Origin of the sequence: Arthrobacter sp. Edens01 (assembly GCF_001307035.1) — a bacterium.
GTDB lineage: Bacteria > Actinomycetota > Actinomycetes > Actinomycetales > Micrococcaceae > Arthrobacter_B.
Genome location: NZ_LKIU01000005.1, coordinates 1,647,968 through 1,672,147, shown reverse-complemented (window position 1 = coordinate 1,672,147; position 24,180 = coordinate 1,647,968). Strand labels below are relative to the sequence as shown.

17 protein-coding genes and 1 pseudogene are annotated in these 24,180 nt (G+C 65.2%); 12 read left to right on the top strand and 6 right to left on the bottom strand.

The annotated features are described in order from the left end of the window. Window positions 1–75: 75 nt before the first annotated feature. Entirely contained in the window at window positions 76–1,458 is a 1,383-nt protein-coding gene (gene lpdA, locus AO716_RS13940) for a dihydrolipoyl dehydrogenase (protein ID WP_055241706.1), read from the bottom strand. A 194-nt stretch (window positions 1,459–1,652) separates the two neighbouring features. Continuing rightward, window positions 1,653–3,179: a leucyl aminopeptidase gene (locus tag AO716_RS13935; RefSeq protein ID WP_055241703.1), complete on the bottom strand. Its 1,527-nt coding sequence runs from the start codon at window positions 3,177–3,179 to the stop codon at window positions 1,653–1,655. Window positions 3,180–3,389: 210 nt separating this feature from the next. Here AO716_RS13935 and AO716_RS13930 point away from each other — a divergent pair. From AO716_RS13930 to AO716_RS13915, 4 genes and pseudogenes are all read left to right on the top strand, one after another. Then, window positions 3,390–4,283, top strand: a pseudogene (locus tag AO716_RS13930) (proteasome assembly chaperone family protein); the annotation flags it as partial. Window positions 4,284–4,544: 261 nt separating this feature from the next. After that, on the top strand, window positions 4,545–5,939 hold the full coding sequence (locus AO716_RS13925) for an MFS transporter (RefSeq protein ID WP_082413625.1): 1,395 nt from the start codon (window positions 4,545–4,547) through the stop codon (window positions 5,937–5,939). Window positions 5,940–6,092: 153 nt separating this feature from the next. After that, window positions 6,093–7,427 carry a DUF4192 domain-containing protein gene (locus AO716_RS13920; RefSeq protein WP_055241701.1) on the top strand — a complete coding sequence of 445 codons (1,335 nt, stop codon included), beginning with the start codon at window positions 6,093–6,095 and terminating at the stop codon, window positions 7,425–7,427. Between the two features lie 334 nt (window positions 7,428–7,761). Beyond that, the gene (locus AO716_RS13915) at window positions 7,762–8,970 is read left to right on the top strand and encodes an RNA polymerase sigma factor (protein WP_235472088.1); all 1,209 of its coding nucleotides are present in this window, start codon (window positions 7,762–7,764) and stop codon (window positions 8,968–8,970) included. 226 nt (window positions 8,971–9,196) lie between these two features. Here AO716_RS13915 and AO716_RS13910 read toward each other — a convergent pair whose 3' ends face one another. Next, entirely contained in the window at window positions 9,197–9,418 is a 222-nt protein-coding gene (locus AO716_RS13910; protein ID WP_055241697.1) for a hypothetical protein, read from the bottom strand. Between the two features lie 292 nt (window positions 9,419–9,710). Between AO716_RS13910 and AO716_RS13905 the strand changes: the two genes are divergently transcribed. Further along, window positions 9,711–11,837 (top strand): DNA gyrase/topoisomerase IV subunit B, encoded by a 2,127-nt coding sequence (locus tag AO716_RS13905; RefSeq protein ID WP_055241694.1) that lies wholly within the window; start codon window positions 9,711–9,713, stop codon window positions 11,835–11,837. A gap of 43 nt (window positions 11,838–11,880) precedes the next feature. Here AO716_RS13905 and AO716_RS13900 read toward each other — a convergent pair whose 3' ends face one another. Then, a complete protein-coding gene (locus tag AO716_RS13900; protein ID WP_055241692.1) occupies window positions 11,881–12,852 on the bottom strand; it encodes a M56 family metallopeptidase in 972 nt (323 codons plus the stop codon). Between the two features lie 21 nt (window positions 12,853–12,873). Further along, window positions 12,874–13,245, bottom strand: a complete 372-nt coding sequence (locus tag AO716_RS13895; protein ID WP_055241689.1) for a BlaI/MecI/CopY family transcriptional regulator — start codon at window positions 13,243–13,245, stop codon at window positions 12,874–12,876. A gap of 224 nt (window positions 13,246–13,469) precedes the next feature. Here AO716_RS13895 and AO716_RS13890 point away from each other — a divergent pair, with 224 nt between their 5' ends. From AO716_RS13890 to AO716_RS13875, 4 genes are read left to right on the top strand one after another with little or no spacing between them, the layout of a single operon-like run. Further along, complete coding sequence (locus AO716_RS13890; protein ID WP_055241686.1) at window positions 13,470–15,098, top strand: cytochrome ubiquinol oxidase subunit I; 1,629 nt, start codon at window positions 13,470–13,472, stop codon at window positions 15,096–15,098. Window positions 15,099–15,113: 15 nt separating this feature from the next. Next, window positions 15,114–16,130 (top strand): cytochrome d ubiquinol oxidase subunit II, encoded by a 1,017-nt coding sequence (gene cydB, locus AO716_RS13885; protein WP_055241683.1) that lies wholly within the window; start codon window positions 15,114–15,116, stop codon window positions 16,128–16,130. Then, entirely contained in the window at window positions 16,127–19,483 is a 3,357-nt protein-coding gene (gene cydD / locus AO716_RS13880) for a thiol reductant ABC exporter subunit CydD (RefSeq protein WP_055241681.1), read from the top strand. Before cydB ends, cydD begins: the two co-directional genes overlap by 4 nt. 5 nt (window positions 19,484–19,488) lie before the next feature. Continuing rightward, a complete protein-coding gene (locus tag AO716_RS13875) occupies window positions 19,489–20,496 on the top strand; it encodes a GNAT family N-acetyltransferase (protein ID WP_082413565.1) in 1,008 nt (335 codons plus the stop codon). Here the strand turns inward: AO716_RS13875 and AO716_RS13870 are convergent. Next, window positions 20,493–21,161, bottom strand: coding sequence for a metal-dependent transcriptional regulator (locus AO716_RS13870; protein WP_200907627.1), 669 nt, complete (start codon window positions 21,159–21,161; stop codon window positions 20,493–20,495). The genes AO716_RS13875 and AO716_RS13870 overlap by 4 nt on opposite strands. Window positions 21,162–21,283: 122 nt before the next feature. Here AO716_RS13870 and AO716_RS13865 point away from each other — a divergent pair, with 122 nt between their 5' ends. From AO716_RS13865 to AO716_RS13855, 3 genes are all read left to right on the top strand, one after another. Then, a complete protein-coding gene (locus AO716_RS13865) occupies window positions 21,284–21,607 on the top strand; it encodes a metal-sensitive transcriptional regulator (protein WP_152969967.1) in 324 nt (107 codons plus the stop codon). A gap of 61 nt (window positions 21,608–21,668) precedes the next feature. Continuing rightward, on the top strand, window positions 21,669–21,881 hold the full coding sequence (locus AO716_RS13860; protein WP_055241674.1) for a heavy-metal-associated domain-containing protein: 213 nt from the start codon (window positions 21,669–21,671) through the stop codon (window positions 21,879–21,881). 10 nt (window positions 21,882–21,891) lie between these two features. Then, window positions 21,892–24,123: a heavy metal translocating P-type ATPase gene (locus tag AO716_RS13855; RefSeq protein WP_055241672.1), complete on the top strand. Its 2,232-nt coding sequence runs from the start codon at window positions 21,892–21,894 to the stop codon at window positions 24,121–24,123. Window positions 24,124–24,180: the final 57 nt, after the last annotated feature.

Below are 24,180 nucleotides of genomic sequence, written 5' to 3'. Positions count from 1 at the left end.
GGTTGGTTTGAAGCCTAGTGCACCCGGCAGCTATGGCGCCGGGTGCACCAGGGAAAAACTGTTGCTGTGGGCCTCTTAGCCGTGCAGCGGCTTGCCGGCCAGGGCCATGGCAGCCTCGCCGAGGGCTTCGTTCTGCGTGGGGTGCGCGTGCAGCAGGCCGGCCAGGTCTTCGGGGTAGGCCTCCCAGTTGACGATCAGCTGTGCTTCACCGATCTGCTCGCCGATGCGGCCGCCGATCATGTGGACGCCAATGATGGGGCCGTCCTTCTCACGCACCATCTTGATCAGGCCGGAGCTGCCCAGGATGGAGGTCTTGCCGTTGCCGGCAAGGTTGTATTCCTGGACCTGGACGTTCTCTGCGCCGAGCTTTTCCTTGGCCTTGGCCTCGGTCAGGCCAACGGAGGCGATCTCAGGTTCGCAGTAGGTGACCTTCGGGATGTTGACGTCCTCGACGACAACGGGCTTCAGGCCGGCGATTTCCTCGGCGACGAAGATGCCCTGCTGGAAGCCGCGGTGGGCCAGCTGCAGGCCGGGAACAATGTCGCCGACGGCGTAAACGTTGCCGACGCCGGTGTGCAGGCGCTCATTGGTGATGACGAAGCCGCGGTCCATGGTCAGGCCCGCTTCCTCGTAGCCGAGGTTCGCCGTGACCGGTCCGCGGCCGACTGCTACGAGCAGCAGTTCAGCTTCGAAGGTCTTGCCGTCAGCGAGGGTGACAACAACGCCGTCGTCATTCTGTTCCACCTTCTCGAAGAAGATGCCGGTGCTGAACTTGATGCCGCGCTTCTTGTAGGCGCGTTCCAGGTTCTTGATGATGGAAGCGTCTTCGTTGGGAACCAGCGAGGGCAGGCCCTCCACGATCGTGACGTCCACGCCAAAGGAGTTCCACACGGATGCGAACTCGACGCCGATCACGCCGCCGCCGAGGATCACGGCGCTCTTGGGAACGTAGTCCAGGGTCAGCGCCTGGTCGGAGGTGATGACGCGTCCGCCGATTTCCAGGCCCGGGAGTGACCGGGAGTAGGAGCCGGTGGCCAGGATGATGTTGGATCCGGTGTACGTGCGGCCGTTGACCTCAATGGTCTTCTCGCTGGTCAGCCGGCCTTCGCCCTCGATCACGGTGATGCCCTTGGACTTGATCAGGCCCTGGAGGCCGCGGAACTTGCCCGCAATGATGTTGTCCTTGTAGGAGTTGACCGCGTTCATGTCCACGGAGTCGAAGGTGGCCTTGATGCCGTACTTCTCCGCCGTCTTGGCGTTTTCGGCGATTTCAGCCGAGTGCAGCAGTGCCTTGGTGGGGATGCAGCCGTTGTGCAGGCAGGTGCCGCCCAGCTTCCCCTTTTCGATCAGCCCAACGGAAAAGCCCAGTTCCACGGAGCGGAGTGCTGCGGCGTAGCCGCCGCTTCCTCCACCGAGGATCAGGATGTCGAACTCTTGCGCAGTTGCCTCTTCGGCCACGTGGACGCTCCCTCGCGTAATCTGTTGACGCACTGATGGCGCGTCGGTTAGTGATTCGGGCGGTTGTGAATAGGTTTCACACTATCGCCCAGTTTCCCCGGCATCCACTCGGTGAAGTGGGCCGGAAGGCGAATGTAACCAGAAACACGCGCAACAATTGCCCTTCTAAGTTGCACGCGAAACATGAGGCGGTGCTATACCGCCCGGGCGAGGACGTCCTCGGCGTAGGAGACCAGGGTCCGCACTGCGACGCCCGTTCCTTCCTTGGGCGTGTAGCCGTACGGGGCGCCTTCGTTGAATGCGGGCCCGGCGATGTCCAGGTGGGCCCACGGGATCTTCACGCCGTCGACCTCTCCAACGAACTCGCGCAGGAACACCGCTGCGGTCATCATGCCGCCGAAGCGCTCACCGATGTTGGCAAGGTCCGCGGTGGGCGAATCCAGGCTGGCACGCAGTTCTTCGGGCAGCGGCATGGGCCAGAACAGTTCTCCGGCGCGGTCTGCGGCTGCCTTAACGGCGTCGCGGACCCCGTCTTCGCCCATGACGGCGGAAACACGGTTGCCCAGTGCGACCATCTGGGCGCCGGTGAGGGTGGCGACGTCGATGATCACGTCTGGTTCCTCTTCGCTGGCGATCGCCAGGCCGTCAGCCATCACCAGGCGGCCTTCGGCGTCGGTGTTCAGCACCTCCACCGTGCGGCCGCCGTAGGTGGTCAGCACGTCTGAAGGCCGCTGGGCGGATCCCGAGGGCATGTTTTCCGCCAGGCACAGCCACGCGGTCACCTTTACGGGCAGGCCCAGCTCGGCGATGGCCAGGAGGGCATTGAGAACGACGGCGGCGCCGCCCATGTCAGACTTCATGGCCTGCATGCCGGCAGCGGGCTTCAGGGAGATTCCGCCGGAATCGAAGGTGATTCCCTTGCCCACCAGGGCCAGTTTGGCCTTGGCGCGGGCGGGGGAGTACTCCACCTTCACCAGGCGGGGCGGGCGGGCTGAGCCCTTGCCGACGCCTAGGATGCCGCCAAACCCTTCACGCTCAAGCTTCTTTTCGTCCCAGACCGTGACTTTGACCGGCAGCGGCCGTGCGGCCTCCCGGGCTGCGGCAGCGAAGGTTTCCGGGTACAGGTGGCTGGGGGGCTGGTTGACCAGGGTCCGGGTGGCGTTCACGGCCCGGGCAACTACCTGCGCCCGTTCCATGGCGGACTTCAATTCCGCTTCACCGGCGGTGCTGGTGATTACCGTGATCCTGGAAACCGCAGCCGGTGCCTTCGCTGAATGGGCGCTGCGGAATTCGGTAAAGCTGTAGGCACCAAGCAGGGCGCCTTCGGCGACGGCAGCGGCGTCCTCCACTGTGGCAGCGGGCAGGGCCAGGGCCACGGTTTCTGTCCCGGCCAGCTGGCGGACAGCGGATCCCGCGGCACGGCGCAGGGCTTCAGTGCTCAGCGGTTCACCCGCAGCAACCGGTCCCAGTCCTGCCAGAACCAGCATTTCGGCGTCCAGTTCCGGGAGGCCGGGAAGGCGGACAACCTGGTCCGCGGCACCCGTGACACCCAGCAGGGCAAAGGATCCGGCAACAGCCGAGGAAGACTTCTGAGAGAGCGGGCTGTCCACCAGTACCGGTCCGTCCGGGCTCTGCCCGACGCCGACCACGAGGGCCTGCGCTTGGACCTTGCGTACGTCCCGGGAGATTACCTGCAGGTCTGGCTCACTGGCTTTGCTCACGAAGCTTCATCCTCACGTTTGTGTGTTCTCGGTGCTTTGCTCTATCGATCGTAGTCTCTTCCGCCGTCCGGGGTGCCGACGTCATGCGCGCTGCACGGAATGAATCGGCCCCGTCCCGGCGTTTACCCTTGAGTAAGGGATTGACAACTTCGCGCTTTGTTTTCCAGGCGCACCCGCAAACCAACGGGACGAGTGGCAGGAAGGTACAACATGCTTGATCCGCTGACCCTGTTTAACCTGGATCCGGAACTGGCCGCCTCCTCCGAACTTCACGGGCTGCGGCTGCTTGCCGGCTTCACGGGTTTCGGCGAGGCAGGCCATGTGGTGTCCCAGGTCCGCGACGAACTTTTTGAGAACCTTGAACATGATCTGGTAGCCACATTCGATGCCGACCAGCTCATCGACTACCGTGCCCGCCGTCCGCAGCTGACGTTCGTTGAAGACCACTTCACCGGATACGAGCCGCCCCGGATCGAGCTGCACCGCTTCTATGACGGGCTGGGGGAGCCGTTCCTGTTCCTGACGGGCTTCGAACCTGATTTCCAGTGGGAACGGTTCACCGCCGCCGTGCTGCGGCTTGTCCAGGCGCTGGATGTTTCGCTGGTTGCCTGGGTGCATTCGGTACCGATGCCGGTTCCGCATACGCGGCCAATTGGCGTCACCGCCCACGGCAACAGGCCGGACCTTATTGAAGGCATCAGCTCCTGGAAGCCGACTGCCCAGATCCAGGCGGCCGTGGGCCATCTGCTTGAACTGCGGCTCTCCGAGGCGGGAGTCGACGTCGTAGGCCATGTGGTCCACGTGCCGCATTACCTTTCCGACGCTGAATTCCCTCCGGCTGCCGTGGCGGCACTTGAATACCTTGGTGCTGCGGCTAATCTGGTCCTGCCGACCGACCGTCTGCGGGAAGCAGGACGGGAAGTCGAGAAGCAGATTGCCGAACAGGTTGAAGCTTCCGCGGAAGTCCGCGGCGTGGTTGCGACGCTGGAAACCCGGTACGACGAATTCACCGGCAGCACGGCCCGCCGGTCGCTGCTGGTCAAGGACAATGACGAGCTGCCCGACGCCGAGGAGCTCGGTGCCGCCGTCGAGGCGTACCTGGCCAGCCCGCAGGCTGAAGAAGAGACCGAGGCACTGCTTGTTGGAAACGGCGGCCGGGAACCGGAAGGTGAAACCCCGGACGCAGACGAGGATGAGGACAGCGTTGAACCGAATGGCCCCGACAGCCTTCCCGGCACGGACGACCGTCCGGGAACCCAAGGGGGCAGCGGCACTTCGTAAACCTGCCGCCGCTTCTCCCGACGGAGGTTGCCGGTGAAGCACAGGGGAGCATGGCTTGTCTGGGGCGCAGGAGTCTTCGCCTACATGGTGGCCGTTACCCAGCGGACGGCCTTCGGCGTCGCCGGCGTCGAAGCCACTGAACGGTTCGACGCAACTGCATCGGTTCTTTCCGTCTTCACGGTTGTGCAGCTGCTGGTCTACGCCGGCCTCCAGATTCCGGTGGGCATGCTGGTGGACCGTTTCGGTCCGAGGCTGCTCATTGCTGCCGGGGCTGCGCTGATGTGTGCCGGGCAGTTCCAGCTGGCCATGGCGGACAGCGTTGCTGCCGGTATCGCCGGGCGTTCGCTGGTTGGTGCCGGAGATGCCCTGACCTTCATTTCCGTACTTCGCCTGCTTCCTGCGTGGTTCCCGCCGCACCGGGTTCCGGTACTGACCCAGTGGACGGGCATCATTGGCCAGCTGGGCCAGATCGCCAGTGCCATCCCCTTCGCGCTGGCTCTGCACGCCCTGGGCTGGAACACCGCCTTCCTCAGTGCCGCCGCGCTGTCCGTGGTGGCCTTTGTCCTGTCGCTGGCCCTGATCCGCAACCAGCCCGGAGGGGTGGTCCGCGCCCCGAAGGCCGGACTGCAGGGCGGCTCCCTGGCTGCTGCATGGCGGCATCCCGGCACGCGGCTGGGTATGTGGACCCACTTCACCATCCAGTTCCCCGGAACCGTGTTCGTGCTGATGTGGGGCTACCCATACCTGGTCAGCGGGGAACAGGTTTCCCCGGGCACTGCCTCTTTCCTGATGACCTTCTTCGTGGCCGTTGCCATCCTCTGCGGTCCGTGGCTGGGTTCCTGGGTTGGCCGGCATCCGCTGAGACGGTCAACCATGGTCCTGCTCATCGCTGCCGCAATGGCCGGCGCCTGGCTGACCGTGATGCTTTGGCCGGGCCAGGCTCCTGTCTGGGTGCTGGCCGGCCTTGTGGCCGTGCTTGCCATCGGCGGACCGGGATCCATGATCGGCTTTGATTTCGCCAGGACGTACAACCCCAGCAGCCGGCTGGGCACCGCAACCGGAATCGTGAACATAGGCGGGTTCGTTGCCTCGCTGGTCTCGATGTACCTGGTTGGCCTGGTACTCGATGTGCTCTTCAATACCGGGTTCTCTGACGGCAACCTGTACAGCCTCATGTCCTTCCGCATTGCCCTCGCGGTGCAGTTCCTGGTCATGGCGCTGGGCGTGGCCGGCATCCTGCGGAACCGGCGGAAGGTCCGCGCAGCGATGGCGACCGAAGGCCTTCACCTGCCTCCTCTCCGCGAAGCCCTCGCGCGCGACCGCCGCCGCCGCAGGGAAGAGCGTGAGGGTGCGGAGCCTAACCGCAGCAATGCGGATGAAACCGGAACCGAACCCGCGGATGATTCAGAAACCGCTCCCGACACCGGATCCGAACCGGACCGGGCCTCCGACGGCGGTTCAGGCCCAGGCGCGAAGTAGCAACAGCTTCCTGCCGGTTCCCTGCACCCTTTCTGCACCTCCGCTGGCAGCACCGTCCTGTCCTGTCCTCCACATGAGCCCCCGCCAGGGTAGTTGTCCGGATCCGGAGCCGCAGCCGCTTCATCGCCGAAGCAGCAGGGGCAGTCTTGCCCCATGAACGATTCCCAAGGAACCGGACCTGACGCCAGCGGCCCGCGATCAGCAGCCGGCAAGATCCCGACCCGCGGCCCGGAAGGTCCACCAGGCCCTGAGCCGTCGGCGGCGGGCCGCGGGGCGCCGGAAACCCTGCGGGTGGGTTCGCCGCAGGACATTCTTGCCTTCGTACCGCACTGCCTGGGCTTCGGGCCGCAGGAATCGCTGGTGCTGCTGGGACTGCGCGGCTCCCGGCTCGGAGCCACCCTCAGGCTGGACCTTCCGGATGCCTCATATGCGGCGGAGGATGGCGGGAGCGGGGATTTCGGCCTGGTCTGCGCCTACACGGCCCGGATCAGCTCCCTCCTTGCCGGGGATGACGAGACAGACGGGGTGCTGATGGTGATGTACACGGACCTGCCCTGGCAAGAGGGGACACCGCCGCCCTACAGCGGCGTGGTGGAACTCCTGACGGAAGACCTCGCGGAGAACGGCATCCGGCTGCGAGACGGGTGGCTGGTGGGACAGGGGATCTGGCGTGACTATTTCTGCGGTGACAGCGGATGCTGCCCCTGGCCCGGGAATCCGCTGGGCGACGTCATGGAAAGCCGGCTCAACGCCGAGCTCGTGTACCGCGGCAGTGCCTACGCGTCCTCGCTCCAGGACACGGTGGGCGGTGCCGGCCGTTTTCGGAATGATGACCTGGACGCCGCCGTTGACTCTGTTTCACAGCGGATGCTGGGGTTGTGGACCAGGCCAGGGAAGTTCGGCCCGGTTTTGGAAGCCTGGGATAGGCGGATCAGGTCCATGCCGCAGCCCAATTCACCGGGTTCGCCGGTGCGCGGCAGCTCCGGAACCCTCCGGGCTGACCGGCAGGCTGAAGACGACGCACTGCTGCTCGCCAGCCTGGCAGTGAAGCCGGTTCGGGACACAGTCCTGGTCCTGGCCGCCCTGGGCATGGAAACGGCGTTGGAGGGTTCAGGCCTTTGGCTGGGGGGTGAGGCCGGCCCCGTATCGGGGCGTTCTGCCCAGGCAGGTGTCCTGTTCCGCGCCGTGCTGATAGGAAACAGCCGGCTGTCTCCGGACTGGGACCGGCTGGACCGCGCGTACGGGGCGTTCAGCGAGCTGGCGCTGATGGCGGGCGGTGAACAGGCCGCGGCGCTGCTGACTCTGCTGGGCTGGATCGAGTGGGCGCGGGGGCGCAGTTCACGTGCCGAGCTTTACCTCTCCGGCGCCTTGGGGGAAGAACCCGGCTACCGTTTGGCAGTGCTGCTGCGGGAGCTGCTCCGCCGCGGGGAGCTGCCGAAGTGGTCGCAGTCGCCGGAGACTGCCTGGCGGGGTGCGCCCGTGTTGTAAGGATGTGCGCATGCCGCGGCCGGTTTGAGCCGGGCTCCGGTTCCCGAACCGCCTCCTCCGGTGGTGACGTTGCCCTAAAGCATGCGACAATGGGAACCGAGACCCGGTTGGGTTCGTGTACCAAGTGTCGTTCCGCGCTTCCGTCTTAGGCGGGAATAGGAACAGTGCGTGGTGTGTTTTCTGATGAAGAGCACCGCGTATGGACCACTTGGGTTAGAGCACGGACTTGACAGGGTCATAGTGGTGTTGCCCCCATGGTGATATCGCAGCCCGCCGTATTGAAAGGTTTTCTGTGTCCGCGAGAAAGACAACTGCTGTCAAAGAGACTGACACTGTGACTGCCGCAGCCGAGGTTGCCGAGGCGGCTCCTGCCGCAGGCACCAAAACGGCGGCCAAGCCCGCCCGCAAGCCTGCCACTCGGAAGACCCCGGCCAAGACCGCCGCGGCAAAGGCCAAGAAGGCTGCGGAGCCGGCTGAGGACACCGACGTCCACACCGATGACGCCGATGCCGAGCCCGCTGACGTTGAAGTAGCCGAAGCAGACGCTCCGGAAGCGGCTCCCACCGGCTCCGGCTTCGTCTACTCCGACGCTGACGACGACGACGCACCTGCCCAGCAGGTTGTTTCCGCCGGTGCTACCGCCGACCCGGTCAAGGACTACCTGAAGCAGATCGGCAAGGTAGCCCTGCTGAATGCCGAGCAGGAAGTGGACCTGGCGCTGCGTATCGAGGCGGGTCTCTACGCCGAAGAGAAGATCGCCGCTGACCCGGACATGGATCCCAAGCTGAAGCGCGACCTGCAGCAGATCATCCATGACGGCAAGCGCGCCAAGAACCACCTCCTCGAAGCGAACCTTCGTCTGGTGGTGTCGCTTGCCAAGCGCTACACCGGCCGCGGCATGCTTTTCCTCGACCTGATCCAGGAAGGCAACCTGGGCCTGATCCGTGCAGTTGAGAAGTTCGACTACACCAAGGGCTTCAAGTTCTCGACCTACGCCACCTGGTGGATCCGGCAGGCTATTACCCGCGCCATGGCCGACCAGGCCCGCACCATCCGTATCCCGGTCCACATGGTTGAGGTCATCAACAAGCTGGCCCGTGTCCAGCGCCAGATGCTTCAGGACCTGGGCCGCGAGCCCGCTCCTGAAGAGCTGGCCCTGGAACTGGACATGACCCCGGAGAAGGTTGTCGAGGTCCAGAAGTACGGCCGCGAACCGATCTCGCTGCACACGCCGCTGGGCGAGGACGGCGACTCCGAATTCGGCGACCTGATTGAGGACTCCGAGGCTGTTGTTCCGGCCGACGCCGTCAGCTTTACCCTGCTCCAGGAGCAGCTGCACTCTGTGCTGGACACCCTGTCCGAGCGTGAGGCAGGCGTGGTGGCCATGCGCTTCGGCCTGACCGACGGCCAGCCCAAGACGCTGGATGAGATTGGCAAGGTCTACGGTGTGACCCGCGAGCGGATCCGCCAGATCGAGTCCAAAACCATGTCCAAGCTGCGCCACCCGTCGCGTTCCCAGGTCCTCCGGGATTACCTGGACTAGGAACCGGCGACAGCCAAAAGGCAGGGCCCCGCACCAGGTGCGGGGGCCCTGCCTTTTGGCTGAGGTGTTCGCTGTTTCACTGCCCGGGGCGTGAGACGAATACCCGCTGTCTTAAGCATGTCCGCGAACACAACGTCCATTCGGAACAGAACGTCCCCTTAGAACAGAACGACGGCCCCTCCAGCAGGAGGGGCCGTCGCCAAGTCTGAACAGCTGGTCCGCGGAATTAGTCCTCCGGGGAACCGGCCTTCTGGTGCAGGCGTGCACTTTCGTCCTGCCATTCGGACGTCAGGGGCCGAAGATTGGCCTCCACCGCCCGGGCATGGTGAGCGCAGAAAAGCAGTTCCCCACCGGAGGATTCGAGTACCGCGCGCACATAGGCCTGAGCGCCGCAGCGGTCACAGCGGTCCAGCGTGTTTAGTTGACGTGTAGCAACTGCTGCTGTCATGAGTGCCTCCTTAAGGGTGTTGATACTTCATATAACCACCTTTGTGGGACTGGGCTTTCCATTAGGGCGTGTCTTTCGCTCTGCGCGTACCAATGAGTACGTCACACCCGCGGATTCAACCGTTGCCCGCGGTCCTGTGGAAGGCAGGAACGGTGCCCCCGGCTGAGTCGCTGCCATCCTCTGTCACCGGAGGGCATTAACCTTATAGGAGGCCGGTTTTCCGCCGGCTGGCCAGCCGCAAGGCTTCCCAACGCATAACAAGGCCGTTCGACGGCCCTAGGAGTTCAGCACCGTGGTCCCCCTGGATACTGAGTACAACGCCCGACACCTTTCAGTGCTCGAGGGCCTTGAAGCTGTCCGAAAGCGTCCGGGCATGTACATCGGTTCCACGGATTCGCGCGGGCTTATGCACTGTCTGTGGGAAATCATCGACAACTCCGTGGACGAAGCCCTGGCTGGCTACGGACAGAGCATCAGGATCATCCTGCATGCGGACAACTCCGTGGAAATCCATGACGACGGCCGCGGCATACCCGTGGACATTGAACCCAAGACCGGCCTGTCCGGTGTGGAGGTGGTGTTCACCAAGCTCCACGCGGGCGGCAAGTTCGGCGGCGGTTCCTACGCCGCGTCCGGTGGCCTGCACGGTGTGGGCGCCTCAGTGGTCAACGCACTCTCATCCCGCCTTGACGTCCAGGTGGACCGTGCCGGGAAGACCTACCAGATGAACTTCCGCCGGGGCGAGCCCGGTGTCTTTGCAGACTCCGGGTCCAAACCCTCACCGGATGCCAAATTCACCCCGTTCCTGGAGAGCAGCAAGCTTGAGGTGGTCGGCAAGGCCAAGCGCGGCGTTACCGGAACACGCATCCGTTACTGGGCTGACCGGCAGATTTTCACTCCGGATGCCAAGTTCTCCTACGCCGAGCTTGAAGCCCGTGCCCGCCAGACCTCGTTCCTGGTGCCGGGACTGCGCATCACCCTCCGTGATGAACGCCGACTGCCCGGTACCCCCGGCGAAGACGGGCCGGTCGAAGAGGTGTTCCACCACGACGGCGGTATTTCGGAGTTCGTCGAGTTCCTCGCCGCAGACGCACCCGTTACGGATATCTGGCGCCTGCACGGAGCCGGCAAGTTCAAGGAATCCGTGCCCGTGCTTGATGAGCGCGGCCACAGCAAGATCACTGAGGTCGAGCGCGAGTGCGAGGTGGACATCGCCCTGCGCTGGGGAATCGGCTACGAAACGAGCATCCGCAGCTTCGTCAACATCATTGCCACGCCGAAGGGCGGCACACATCAGGCCGGGTTCGAGCAGGCCCTGCTGAAGACCTTCCGCAAGGTCATCGAAGCCAACTCACGCAAGCTCAAGGCAGGCAACGACAAGATCGAGAAAGACGACGTCTTTGCGGGCCTGACGGCCGTGCTCACCGTTCGGCTGGCGGAGCCGCAGTTCGAGGGCCAGACCAAGGAAATCCTCGGCACCTCAGCCGTCCGCGCCATTGTCGCAAAGGTCGTTGAGAAGGAGATCACCGCCAGGCTGAACTCCACGGCGCGCGGGGACAAGGCACAGACTGCCCTGCTTCTCGAAAAAGTCGTCTCGGAGATGAAGTCCCGGATCTCGGCCCGGGTGCACAAGGAAACCCAGCGGCGCAAGAACGCGCTGGAAACCTCGTCCATGCCCGTCAAGCTTGCGGACTGCCGGATCGACGACAACGAGCGTTCCGAGCTGTTCATCGTGGAGGGCGACTCCGCTCTAGGCACGGCCAAGCTGGCCCGTTCGTCCGACTTCCAGGCGCTGCTTCCCATCCGGGGAAAAATCCTGAACGTCCAGAAGGCCTCCGTCTCGGACATGCTCTCCAACGCCGAGTGCGCCGCCCTAATCCAGGTGGTGGGCGCAGGGTCCGGCCGCAGCTTCCAGCTGGATGCGGCACGGTACGGCAAGGTGATCTTCATGACGGATGCCGACGTCGACGGGGCCCACATCCGCACTCTCCTGCTGACGCTGTTCTTCCGGTACATGCGTCCGCTGGTAGAGGCCGGGCGGGTGTACGCCGCTGTTCCGCCCCTGCACCGGGTCGAAGTCATCAACCACGGCTCCAAGGCCAATGAAATGGTCTATACGTACAGCGAGAAGGAGCTGCATCAGCTGCTGGACCGCCTGGAGAAGGAAGGCAAGCGCTACAAGGAACCGATCCAGCGCTACAAGGGTCTGGGTGAGATGGACGCCGACCAGCTTGCGGAAACCACCATGGACCCCCGCCACCGGACACTGCGCCGGATCCGCCTGAGCGAAGCCGAAGAGGCCGAGCGGCACGTTGATGAGTCGACCTTCGAACTGCTTATGGGCAGTGACGTTGCGCCGCGCAAGGAATTCATCATCGCCGGTGCTGCGATGCTGGACCGCGACCGGATCGACGCCTAGCAGCCCGGCCCGGGTCCGGCCTGGTCAGTGGATTAGGCCCGGCTCAGTGGATCAGGCCCGGCGCGAACAGCAGCACGGTGGGAACCGCCAGCAGCAGCACGGCCGCAGCCTGAATGAGGGCTTTTACCCAGCCGGAAAGCGGGGGCCGCGGCGTGAGGAGACGGCTAAGGCGTGCCGCCATGTCGATTTCGTCGTCGGAGCCGCCGCCCGTGACTGCAGTACCTGAGGAACCGGGGAGGCTTGCAGCGGTTTCCGCACCGGATCCAGTGGCCGAGCCCACTATTGCCACGGCGCGGATCAGCGTTGGCCTGTCCACCCGCTTGAGCGCTTCGTCGTCAGCGAGCATTTCGATCAGTTCATTGACGGCATGCTGCGCGAGCTGCGAGGTGGGAAGCCACGGCAGCGCCGCCCGCCAGGCTGCGAAGGCCCAGAGCAGCAGATGATGATGCTGGCTGAGGTGGGCTTTCTCATGGGTCAGGACGGCTGAGAGTTCCGATTCCGTCAGGATGTCCATCAGCCCGTCCGAGAGCACGGTGACGGACTTGGCTCCGCCCGGGAGGCAGTACGCCACGGGGGAGGGGTGCGGGATTACCACGGTGGCAGGCGTATCAACTGACGGGGAACTGAGCAGATTGAGCATGTCCCTGTGGCGCCGGCGCCCGGTGACAATGCGGTAGTAGGTCAGCAGCAGGGTGAAGACAAGATGCACGCTCAGCAGAACGGCTGCGCTGATGGCGAACACGTGGACCAGGCCCAGCGATGCAACTGACCGCCGCTGCATGAGGATGTCCCAGAGTCCGCTGAGTCCCTGGGCCAGGTTGTCGCCGATAGGCTCCAGACCCCAGGTGAGCATTGCACCGATCATCGACAAACCGCCGGCGAGCGCTATCGACTGCCACAGCACCATCGCGGTGAACGGGGAGCGTGCGGGCCATTTGGCCCGTGACAGAAAGACGGGGACGGGCCACGCGAGAATTACTGCCAGCGCGGCCAGGAAATAGGAGGCCCAGAACATCGGGCGGGCCGGCCGGCGGGCCTAGGCGCCGTCGAGCAGCCTGCGCAGTGTCTGCGCTTCGGTTGCCGAGACGGAACCAACAAACCGGGCCAGGACAGCCTCGCGGTCGTTGGCAGATCCGAGGACTTCATGCATAAGTTCGGCTGTGTGCTCCGCGCGTGTTGTCACTGCCCGGTAGCGGTGCGGACGGATGTCGCGTTCCCGCGCCACCAGGGCCTTTTTCTCGAGCCGGGAGAGAACAGTGAGGACCGTGGTCACGGCCAGGCCCTTTGCCTCGGCGCGTCCCGCGTCATTCTGCGCCAGGCGTTCGCGGAGTTCATTGGCGGTCAACGCCTCGGCGGACTCCCAGAGGAGGTCCATCATCGCACGCTCGAGCTCTCCAAGAGTCGCCATAGTCCGCATCTTCCTTTGTCTCTTCTGGTTCCTGGTCCGGGAGTTCGCCCCGGGCTGGTTGTCCCTCACAGCGGACCCTGCCGGGTCCTGCCGAGGAGCTTAACAATACCGACTTTTTCGGAAGTTCTCTACGTCACGTAGAAATGTGTCGCCTGGTGTTCTACGATTCGTAGAAGAAGGGTTTTCTACCGCTTGTAGAACATGACATAACTAAGGACCTGCACGTGGAAGCATTGGACATTGCCCGCTGGCAATTCGGCATTACGACGGTGTATCACTTCCTGATGGTCCCGCTGACCATCGGCCTGGGGCTGGTGGTTGCCGCCCTGCAGACCGCATGGGTTCGCACGGGCAAGGAAGAGTATCTGCGCCTCACCAAGTTCTGGGGCAAGCTCTTCCTGATTAACTTCATCATGGGTGTGGCCACCGGCCTGGTGCAGGAATTCCAGTTCGGCATGGCCTGGAGTGAATACAGCCGCTTCGTTGGCGACGTCTTCGGCGCCCCGCTGGCGCTGGAATCCCTCCTGGCCTTCTTCACCGAATCGGTGTTCCTGGGCCTGTGGATCTTTGGCTGGAACCGGCTGCCCAAGAAGCTGCACCTGGCCACTATCTGGCTGGCAACGGGAGCCTCTGCGCTCTCCGCCTACTTCATCCTTGCCGCCAACTCCTGGATGCAGCATCCGGTAGGCGTGGAGCTGGTGGACGGCCGTGCCGTCATGACGGACATCTGGGCTGTCCTTACGAACAACACGCTCCTTGTGGCCTTCCCGCACACGATCACCGGCGCCTTCGCCGTAGCCGGCGGGTTCCTGCTGGGCATTTCCTGGTACCACCTGTGGAAGCGGCGCCGCGACGGCATCGACACGGTGGATGAGAACGGCCGCGTGATCGTGGGCGAGGACGCCGCTATCGGCCGTGACACGACGGACCACGCCGTCTGGATCAAGGCGCTGCGCATCGGTGCCGCCGTTGCCGTTGTCGCCTTTGCCGGCACCGCCATCACCGGCGACCTGCAGGGCAAGCTGATGTTCGAGCAGCAGCCAATGAAGATGGCTGCCGCGGAAGCTGCCTGCCACAACGGCACCTCGTTCTCCATCCTGTCCGTCGGGGACGTGGGTGCCCGTGACTGCGACGACGTTAAGACGCTGATCGAGGTTCCCGGCGTCCTGTCCTTCCTGGCAAACGGCGACTTCAACACGCCCGTGGACGGCGTGAACACGCTGATCCCGGAGTACCAGGAAAACTACGGCACCCACCTGCCTGATGACCCGATGTACGGCGAGCAGGCCGGCCAGGAGATCGACTACCTGCCGGTCATGGCCGTGACCTACTGGGGCTTCCGCATCATGATCGGCTTCGGCGGTGTTGCGGCAGTGGCTGCCGCGGTGGCGCTGTGGGTCACCCGCAAGGGCACCGTGCCGCAGTCCAAGGGCCTTATGCGCCTGGCTGTGTTCGGCATCCTCGCTCCGTTCGGCGCCAACAGCGCCGGCTGGATCTTCACGGAAATGGGCCGCCAGCCCTTCGTCGTGGTGCCCAACCCCAGCTTCACCGGCATAGACAACGTGTTTATGTTCACGGCGGCAGCGGTCTCCCCGGGAGTCAGCAAGGCCGAACTGCTCTTCTCAGTCATCTCCTTCACGGTGATCTACCTGGCCCTGCTTGTGGTCGAGGTCGGACTGCTGGCGAAGTATGTCCGCGGCGGCGTTCCGTCTGCCATGCCTGAGGTGCTGCCCGGAAACGGGCACGACGGCGACGGAGCGGGCGGACCGGATGGTGCCGATAGCGACGGCGACGGCGGGCCCGGCAAGCCCGGCGGGCGCAAGTCCGACGACGTCCTAGATTTCGCCTACTAGCAGGAAGGGAAGAACATGACGCTTCCAACATTCTGGTTCATTGTTATTGCGTTCCTGTGGGTTGGCTACCTCTTCCTGGAAGGGTTCGACCTGGGCGTGGGCATGCTGATGAAGCTCTTCGCCCGCAATGAGCGCGAGCGGCGCGTACTGCTCAACACCATCGGCCCTGTCTGGGACGGCAACGAGGTCTGGCTCATCACCGCAGGCGCGATGACCTTCGCAGCCTTCCCCTTCTGGTACGCGGCACTGTTCTCCGCGCTCTACCTGCCGCTGACCCTGGTGCTCCTCGGCTTGATCTTCCGCGCCGTTTCCATCGAATACCGCGGCAAGCGGGACTCCGACCGCTGGCGCAACCGCTGGGACTGGGCCATGGCCCTCGGCTCCTTTGTGAGCGCCTTCGGCGTCGGCGCGGCACTGGCCCTTACCTCCACGGGCCTGCCGCTGAATGAGAACGGCGACCGCGTGGGCGGCGCCTTCGCGTGGCTGACCCCCTGGGCCGTCCTGGGCGGCCTCGCCGTGGTTGGTTTTGCCCTGGTGCACGCGTGCGCCTTCCTGATGCTCAAGACCGACGGCGAGATCCGCGCCCGGGCCCGCCGCGCCGTCGTGCGCTGGCTGCCTGTTGGTGTGCTGCCTCTGGCTGTCTGGGCCATCGGCGTGCAGTTCACCAGCGGCGAGCTGATGTCCCTGATCCCGCTGGCCGTTGCCGTGGTTGCCCTGGTGGTTGCCTGGCTCATGGCCTTCAGGGGCAGGGAAGCGCTGTCCTTCGCAGCACTGGGCGCATTCCTTCTCTTTGGCGCGGTTTCAATCTTCGCGGCCATGTACCCCGTGGTCCTTCCGTCCTCGCTTGACGCAGCGTGGAACCTGACGGTGGACAACGCTTCCTCCAGCCCGTACACGCTCAAGGTGATGACCTGGGTATCCGTATTCGGCCTGCCCATTGTGCTGCTCTACCAGGGCTGGACCTACTGGGTATTCCGCAAGCGCGTCACCGCTGAGTCCATCCCCGCCGTGCACAAGGTGAAGGTCCAGTGAAGCCGGTCCTTCCTGTCAGTGCCACCAGCCGCCGGGCACTGTACCTGCTGGGGCTCATCGCCGCAGTGAAGGCACTGGCGCTCGTGCTTCTGGCCTCCGGAGTGGCCGCCGGCATTGCCGGGCTGGCTGCGGACGGACCGGACTGGGGCTACGTGGCAGCCACGGGCATCACCGGTGCTCTCCTGCGCTCCCTTGCCATCTGGGCGCAGGACACCGTTGCCCAGCGTGCCGCGGCGGGTGTCAAGGATGAGCTGCGCGGCCAGTTGACTGACCGGGTGCTGGCCGACGGCGGGAGTGTGCCCGGGATGGGCAGCGGAGCGCTGAGCGTCCTGCTGACCCGTGGACTCGACGGCCTGGACAACTACTACGCCAAGTACCTGCCGGCCCTTGTCACCTGTGCCGTGCTGCCCCTGCTGATCGGCGTCCGCATCCTTGCCGCCGACTGGGTCAGTGCCGTCGTTATTGTCCTGACCGTGCCGCTGGTACCTGTGTTCATGGTGCTCATTGGGCTCCACACCGGCGACAAAACGGCCAAGGCCATCGATGCCCTGAACCGGTTGTCGGACAACATGCTGGAACTGGCAAAGGGCCTGCCCGTGCTGGTGGGGCTGGGACGTGCCCGTGCACAGACCCGTGCGCTGCGCGACGTAGCCGACCGCTACCGCACTACCACGCTCCAAACCCTGCGTGTGGCGTTTATGTCCTCGCTGGCACTGGAACTCATCGCAACCATCTCCGTGGCAGTGGTGGCAGTGTTCATCGGCGTCCGGCTGGTTCACGGGGACATGTCACTCGAGGTCGGCCTGCTGGCGCTGATCCTGGCGCCGGAGTGCTACCAGCCGCTCAGGGATCTGGGCACCGCCCACCACTCCAGCGAGGATGGACTGGAAGCCCTGAAACGGACGAACAGCGTCCTGGAGGCGCCGGCGGCCCGTCCGCTGGCGGAAACCGGCACCGGAGAACCCGGCCGGCAGGAGGACGGCAGTGTTGCAGTGCGCGGCCTGACCGTGCATTACCCCGGGCGGCCCGAGGCCGTCCTGCAGGACCTGTCCTTCGCACTCCCGGCCGGAAGCATCGCCGCGCTGACCGGGCCGAGCGGCTGCGGCAAGACCACGGTGCTGGAAGTGCTGGCAGGTCTGCGGCGCGACGGCGATGAAGCACAGGTCAGCGGTGAAGCCAGGGGAGTGGACCGGGACCGAATCGCCTGGATTCCGCAGCACCCCGTATTGGTGGAAGACACTGTCGCCGCCGAAATCGGGCTTTACTCCGGTCTTTCCGATCCAGGGGCCCAGCGTGCTGCAGCAGAGCAGGCACTGGCAGACATCAACTCGCTGCACCTGCTCGACGCCCACACCGCAGACCTCAGCCCCGGTGAACAGCGCCGCGTCGCCGTGGCCCGGGCCCTTGCCCGGATATACAACGTTCCCGGCGTCCGGGTCCTGCTCGCCGACGAGCCCACGGCGCACCTTGATGAATCAAGTGCCGCAGCAGTCCGGACGGCACTTGCCCGGCTGCGCTCCCGGTGCACCGTCCTGCTGGTGGCACACGACCGCCGCACAGCGGCCATCGCCGATACGGTGATTGCCGTGGGCGGCTCCGGCCGCGACCTGGATCCAGTACCTCCGCAGGAGGAATACGTCCCTGCCGAACAGGTGCTGCCCGTGGATTTCGCCGGGTCCGCACCGCAGGAGGCGCCAGGGCACCAGCCGCTGTGGAAGAACCTCCTGGTGCTTCGGCCCTGGAGCCCGCAGTTCCTGAAGGCACTGGCCTACGGGACCGGGGCGACGGTGTTTGCCGTTGCCCTCAGCGCCCTCTCCGGCTGGCTGATTGTCCGTGCCGCAGAGCAGCCCCCTATCCTTTACCTGCTCACGGCCATTGTGGGAGTGCGGTTCTTCGGCATTGGCCGCGCCGTCCTGCGTTACCGGGAGCGGCTGCACCTGCATGACGCGGTCTTCCGCGCCACCAACTCCATCCGCATCCGGCTCTGGAACGGGCTCCTAAACCGTCCCGAAGGCTGGCGCCGGCTGGCGCGCGGCGGGGGAGCGCTGGAACGCCTGGTGGGCGACGTCGATGAACTGCGCGACATTGCGCCGCGCGTCGTCTTCGCACCGCTTACTGCCTTCGTCACATCGATCGCGGCCTGCGTCGCCACCGGGCTGCTGATACCGGAAGCGCTCTGGATCCAGGTTGGGCTTTGCCTGGTGGGTCTTATCGCCGCACCGGCCGTAGCGCTGTGGGCGGACTCCGCAGCACGCGCCCGGACTGTGACACTGCAGTCAAAGGCGATGGCATCCATGGCTAAACTGCTGACAGCCGCACGGGACCTGGAGGCAAATTCCTCCTCCACACCAGTGGTCACCCGGCAGCGGCTCCTGGATGCTGCCGCTGCCGATGCCGCACGCCGCAGCGCCTGGGCCCAGGGGCTGGCCAACGCCCTCACCGCACTCGCGTGCGCCGGATCGGCCCTCTGGATCCTCACCGTGGCGCAGAACGTTCCCGCCACGGTCGCCGCGGTGATCGTCCTTATGCAGCTTGCCCTGCTTGAATGCTTCGCCGCCGTCAACGGCTCCATCCAGCAGTTCACGGCCTGGCAGGTGCTGGGAGACAAGGTGCTCCCGGATCTTGGCTCGGACTCCGTTGACCCCGGGGCGGACCCCGGGGCGCAGGCCCGCCCGCCGCGCCCGGGTGCCATCGAGCTCTCCGGCATCCGCTACCGGTATCCGGGCGGATCCCGCGACGTTCTTTCCGGGGTCGACCTGCACCTGGAGCCCGGGGACTGGCTGGCCGTTACGGGCCCCTCCGGCAGCGGCAAGTCCACCCTGCTCGGTGTGCTTCTCGGTTTCCTGGAGCCCCAGGCCGGAACCTTCAGCATCGGCGGGCAGCCGGCATCGAGCTTCAGCCGTGAAAACCGCGGGATGGCGTGGTGCCCGCAGGAAGCGCACCTCTTCGATTCGACCCTGCGCGGAAACCTGCTTCTGGCCCGCGACCGTTCAAAGGCCCCCAGTGAGGCCGAAATGCTCGCGGCGCTCGATGCCGTGGGACTGGGCAGCTTGACCGCGGAACTCGAGGACGGCATCAACACCCGCATCGGCAACGGGGGGCACCTGCTCTCCGGCGGGCAGCGCCAGCGGCTGGCCGTCGCGCGCGCGCTCCTGACGGAGGCTGACGTGGTGCTCCTGGATGAGCCCACGGCGCACCTTGATCCGCCGGCGGGGCGGCAGCTGATGGCCGACCTCAGTGTAGGCCTGGCCGGCAAGACGGTGGTCGTGGTGACCCATAACCCGGCCGACGCCGCCTGGTGCAGCCGGCGGCTTGAGCTGGGTGCAGCGGAAAGCAGCCTTGCCCTACGCTAGGGGCCATGGCCTTTTCAAGCACAGTGCAGCTGCCCGGACCGCAGACACGGCTGGCATGGCGTCCCATCACGCACGCCGACCTGGATGACTGGTATGCCCTGACCCGCCGGATTGCTGAGGCAGACAAACCCGGCTGGTCAGAGGAACGCGCAGACCTGGAGCACGCGCTGGACCGCGCCAATAACGATCCGGGGCAGGACTCGCTGCTGGGAGTCGATTCCGACGGCGTTCCGAGGGCTTTCGGACTGGTCAACCTGAACCCGGACTCAGTCCGCGTCATCGGGTTTGGCGGGGTGGATCCTGCGTGGCGCCGCCGCGGCATCGGCACGGCCGTGTACCGCTGGCAGGCGGACCGCGCCCGGGCACGGGTCCAGGACAGGAAGAGCGACGAGCAGCCGCTGCTGCGGAGCTATGCGGAGGCGGACAACCCCTCCCACGTTGCCATGCTCGAGTCGGCCGGGGCCCGGGTTTCCCGGTACTTCACCGAAATGACCAGGCCGCTCTCCGACGGGTTGCCGGATGCGCGGCTGCCCGAGGGAATGGAGTTCCAGACCTTTTCTGATGAGATCTCCGAGCGCCTGCGCGTGGCGCACAACGAGGCCTTCCTGGACCACTGGGGCAGCGAGCCCCGGGATGAGCAGAGCTGGCGCTTCACGGTGGGCCATCCCCAGTTCCGCCGCGACTGGAGTTTCGTAGTGATTGAGAAGTCCTCCGGCGGAATCGCTGCATACCAGCTGGCCAGCTACGACCCCGAGTCGCCGGAGATATTCGGCTACTCGGAGGGTTACACCGAGCTGCTCGGGGTGCTGCGGGACTGGCGGGGCATGGGAATTGCCCCTGCCATGCTGGCCGAAGCCATGCGGCGTTTCCGTGCTTCGGGGATGCAGAACGCCGGTCTGGGCGTGGATACGGAGAACCCCTCCGGGGCGCTGCGGATCTACGAGCAGCTGGGATATACGCCCGTCAGCCGGCAGATCGTCTATGACCTCCCGCTAGATGCTGAGCCGGCCTAGGCCTGCACTACCCAGATCGCCTCTGCGGCCGGGAGGCCGAGCTCCACCCGGTCTCCCGAGCGCTCCAACGTAAGGGTGCCCGCATAGGCCTGCCGTTCAAGGACGCTGATCTCTGTGTCCAGTCCAAGACCCATGCCGCCCAGATACCGGAGCAGCTCCGGATTGTTGTCTGACACCCGGGCAATCCGCAGCATGGTACCCGGTTCGCTATGGCTAAGACGGGACGCGTCCAGGGCCGGCAGGCTGCCGTCGCGGGCGGGAATTGGATCCCCGTGCGGGTCGCGGACCGGATGGCCCAACCTGACGGCGAGGGCTTCCACCATCTTGTCTGAGACGGCGTGTTCGAGGTTCTCTGCCTCATCATGCACCTCGTCCCAGCCGTAACCGAGATATTCCACCAGGAAGGTTTCGATCAGCCGGTGGCGCCGCACCATGTTGACGGCGGCCTGCTCGCCGGCCGGGGTGAGGGAAACGGAACCATAGCGTGCGTGGGTCAGGAACCCCTGCGCAGCCAGTTTCTTGACCGCCTCCGAGACCGAAGAAGCGGAGAATCCAAGATGGGCGGAGAGCGCCGATACCGTGACCGGCGCATCGGTCCACTCCTGGGCCGTCCAGATGACTTTCAAATAGTCTTCCGCGGCGCTGGTCAGCTCTTTCTTTCCCACGGGTCCCACCTTACGCCAGCGGCCGGATCCCGGTCAGGTTGATACCCCTAGGGGGTACTTGACTGATACCTACAGGGGGTATAGCTTGGGGATGTTGCCAGAGATTACCGGGAGGTCGAATCGTGGATGCCAGTTCAGTTGATGCTGTTGAAGAACGCGGCTATGCCAGTGACAAGGAGGCGTACCTGCGGCGGCTGAAACGCATTGAGGGACAGGTTCGGGGAATCGCCCGGATGGTTGATGAAGACAAGTACTGCATCGATGTCCTGACGCAGGTTTCAGCCGTGACCAAGGCGCTGCATGCGGTGAGCCTGGGCCTGGTCCAGGACCATATTTCGCACTGCGTGGTTTCGGCTGCGCGGGAAGCCGAAGCAGCAGGAGATCCCGCAATCGTGGATGTGAAGGTCCAGGAAGCAGCAGACGCAATCGGACGGCTGCTTCGCTGAACCCCTGTCCGACCACCAAGCACAAACCAGGGCTTATGCCCGGGAACAAGGAGAGCCAAGAATGGAAACCCAGCTAAACATTTCCGGAATGACCTGCGGGCACTGTGTTGCCTCGGTGACTGAGGAACTAAAGGAGGTCAGCGGGGTACAGGATGTCCGGGTGGACCTGGTGGCCGGAGGAGTTTCAACCGCCGTCGTTACCTCAGCCGAGCCGATCGAACCGAAGCTGCTCGGGGAAGCCGTGGCAGAAGCCGGCTACACCGTGGTGGGCTGAAAGGAGAATCATGGAAACCCGTGAACAGCAGCACCTGGGCGCTGAGCGCGAGGTGTCGCTGGACATTCAGGGCATGACCTGTGCCTCCTGCGTCAACAGGGTTGAGCGCAAGCTCGCCAAGATTGACGGTGTGCAGGCCAGCGTCAACCTTCCGCTCAACTCAGCCACGGTGAAGGTTCCGGCCGGCGTCAGCGACCAGCAGCTGGTGGAAACCGTCGAAGCAGCCGGTTACCGGGCAAGCGTGGCTACTCCGGCACACAACGGCCATGAGGACCACATGGCCCACGGCGGCACTGCCGGCGAACTGCGGCCCCGCCTGATAACGGCAGCCGTGCTGACAGTTCCCGTGCTGCTCATTTCCATGGTCCCGGCGTTCGCGTTCCCCAACTGGGGATGGGCAGCAGCGCTATTGTCCCTTCCCGTGGTGCTGTGGTCTGCGTGGCCGTTCCACCGGGCGGCGGCGGTCAACGCGCGGCACCTTGCCTCCACCATGGACACACTGGTCTCCATTGGTGTCTCCGCGGCCTACCTCTTCTCCCTGGGGCAGCTGATCGCCGATCCCGCGCTGACCGCGGATCCGGGGATGAGCGAGGCGCACCTCTACTTCGAAGTGGCCGCCGTGGTCACTACCTTCCTGCTGCTTGGCCGGTTCCTGGAAGCGCGCGCCAAAACGAGCGCGGCGGACGCCCTCACCTCGCTCCTTTCACTCGGCGCGAAGGAGGCAGTAGTCCTTCGGGACGGCCGGGAAGAGAAGATACCGGCAGGCGATTTGGTTCCCGGGGACGTGTTCGTTGTCCGTCCGGGGGAGAAGGTCGCCACTGACGGAATAGTGGTCGACGGCGAATCCGCCATTGACGCTGCCCTTATCACCGGAGAATCCCTGCCGGTGGAAGTCCATGCAGGGGATCCCGTGACAGGGGCGACCGTCAACACTTCGGGACGGCTGCTGGTCCGCGCTACCCGCGTGGGCAGTGAAACAACGCTGGCCCAGATGGGCGCACTGGTGAGTGCTGCCCAGTCCGGCAAGGCTCCGATCGCAAGGCTGGCAGACCGGATCAGTTCCGTGTTCGTGCCCGTGGTCCTGGCCATTGCCGTACTGACCTTTGTGCTGTGGCTGGTACTCACCGGCGACCTGCAGGGTGCCTTCACCTCTGCCGTTGCCGTGCTGGTCATTGCGTGCCCCTGCGCGCTCGGGCTGGCCACTCCGGTGGGCCTGCTGACCGGTACCGGCCGCGGAGCCCAGCTTGGCATCCTCATCAAGGGCCCGCAGGTCCTTGAGGACACCCGCATGGTGGACACCATCCTGCTGGACAAGACCGGGACGGTCACCAGCGGAAAGCTCTCCGTTGCCCGCACGGTCCTGCTGCCGGGCAGCCGCACCGAAGATGAAACTGAACTGCTCCGCCTTGCCGGATCGCTTGAGAATGCCGGTGAGCATCCGATCGCACGTGCAATAGCCGCAGCTGCCGAACAGGGACCGGGGCTGGCACCGGTCAGCGGCTTCCAGTCCTCACCGGGCGGCGGAGTACGCGGCATGGTCGAGGGACGAAGCGTCGTCGCAGGCCGTCCCGGCTGGCTGCAGGAAAACGGGATTTTGCTCGACGCTGCTGCGCAGGACGTGCTCCTGCACGAACAGGAAACCGGAGCCACCGCCGTCGTTGTGGCTGTGGACGGGGTTCCCGCTGGCGTGATCAGCCTGCAGGACACCATCAAGGAAGGTTCGCGGGAAGCTGTTGCCCGGCTCTCCGCACTCGGTCTGAGGCCTGTTCTCCTCACGGGGGACAACGCCGTGGTGGCTGCAGCAGTAGCCAGGGAAGTCGGCATTCCCGCTGGGGACGTGCTCGCAGACGTCCGGCCGGAGGGCAAAGTCGAAGCAGTCCGCCGGTTCCAGTCGGAGGGCGCCACGGTGGCAATGGCCGGTGACGGCGTGAACGACGCCGCGGCACTGGCCCAGGCCGACCTTGGCATCGCAATGGGTTCGGGTACTGACGCTGCCATGGCCGCTGCAGACCTGACCGTCATGGGCAGTTCGCTGGGACAGGTGGCGACGGCAATTGAGCTCTCCCGCCGGACGCTGCGGACCATCAAGGTCAACCTGTTCTGGGCCTTCTTCTACAACGCTGTAGGCATCCCGGTTGCGGCTTTCGGGCTCCTGAACCCCATGATCGCCGGCGCAGCCATGGCAGCCAGCTCTGTGCTCGTTGTGCTGAACTCGCTGCGGCTGCGCAGCTTCGGCAAGTAGCACGAACAACCTGCCACAGGACAAAAGTCCGGCCGGGCCTGGTTAGCCAGGCCCGGC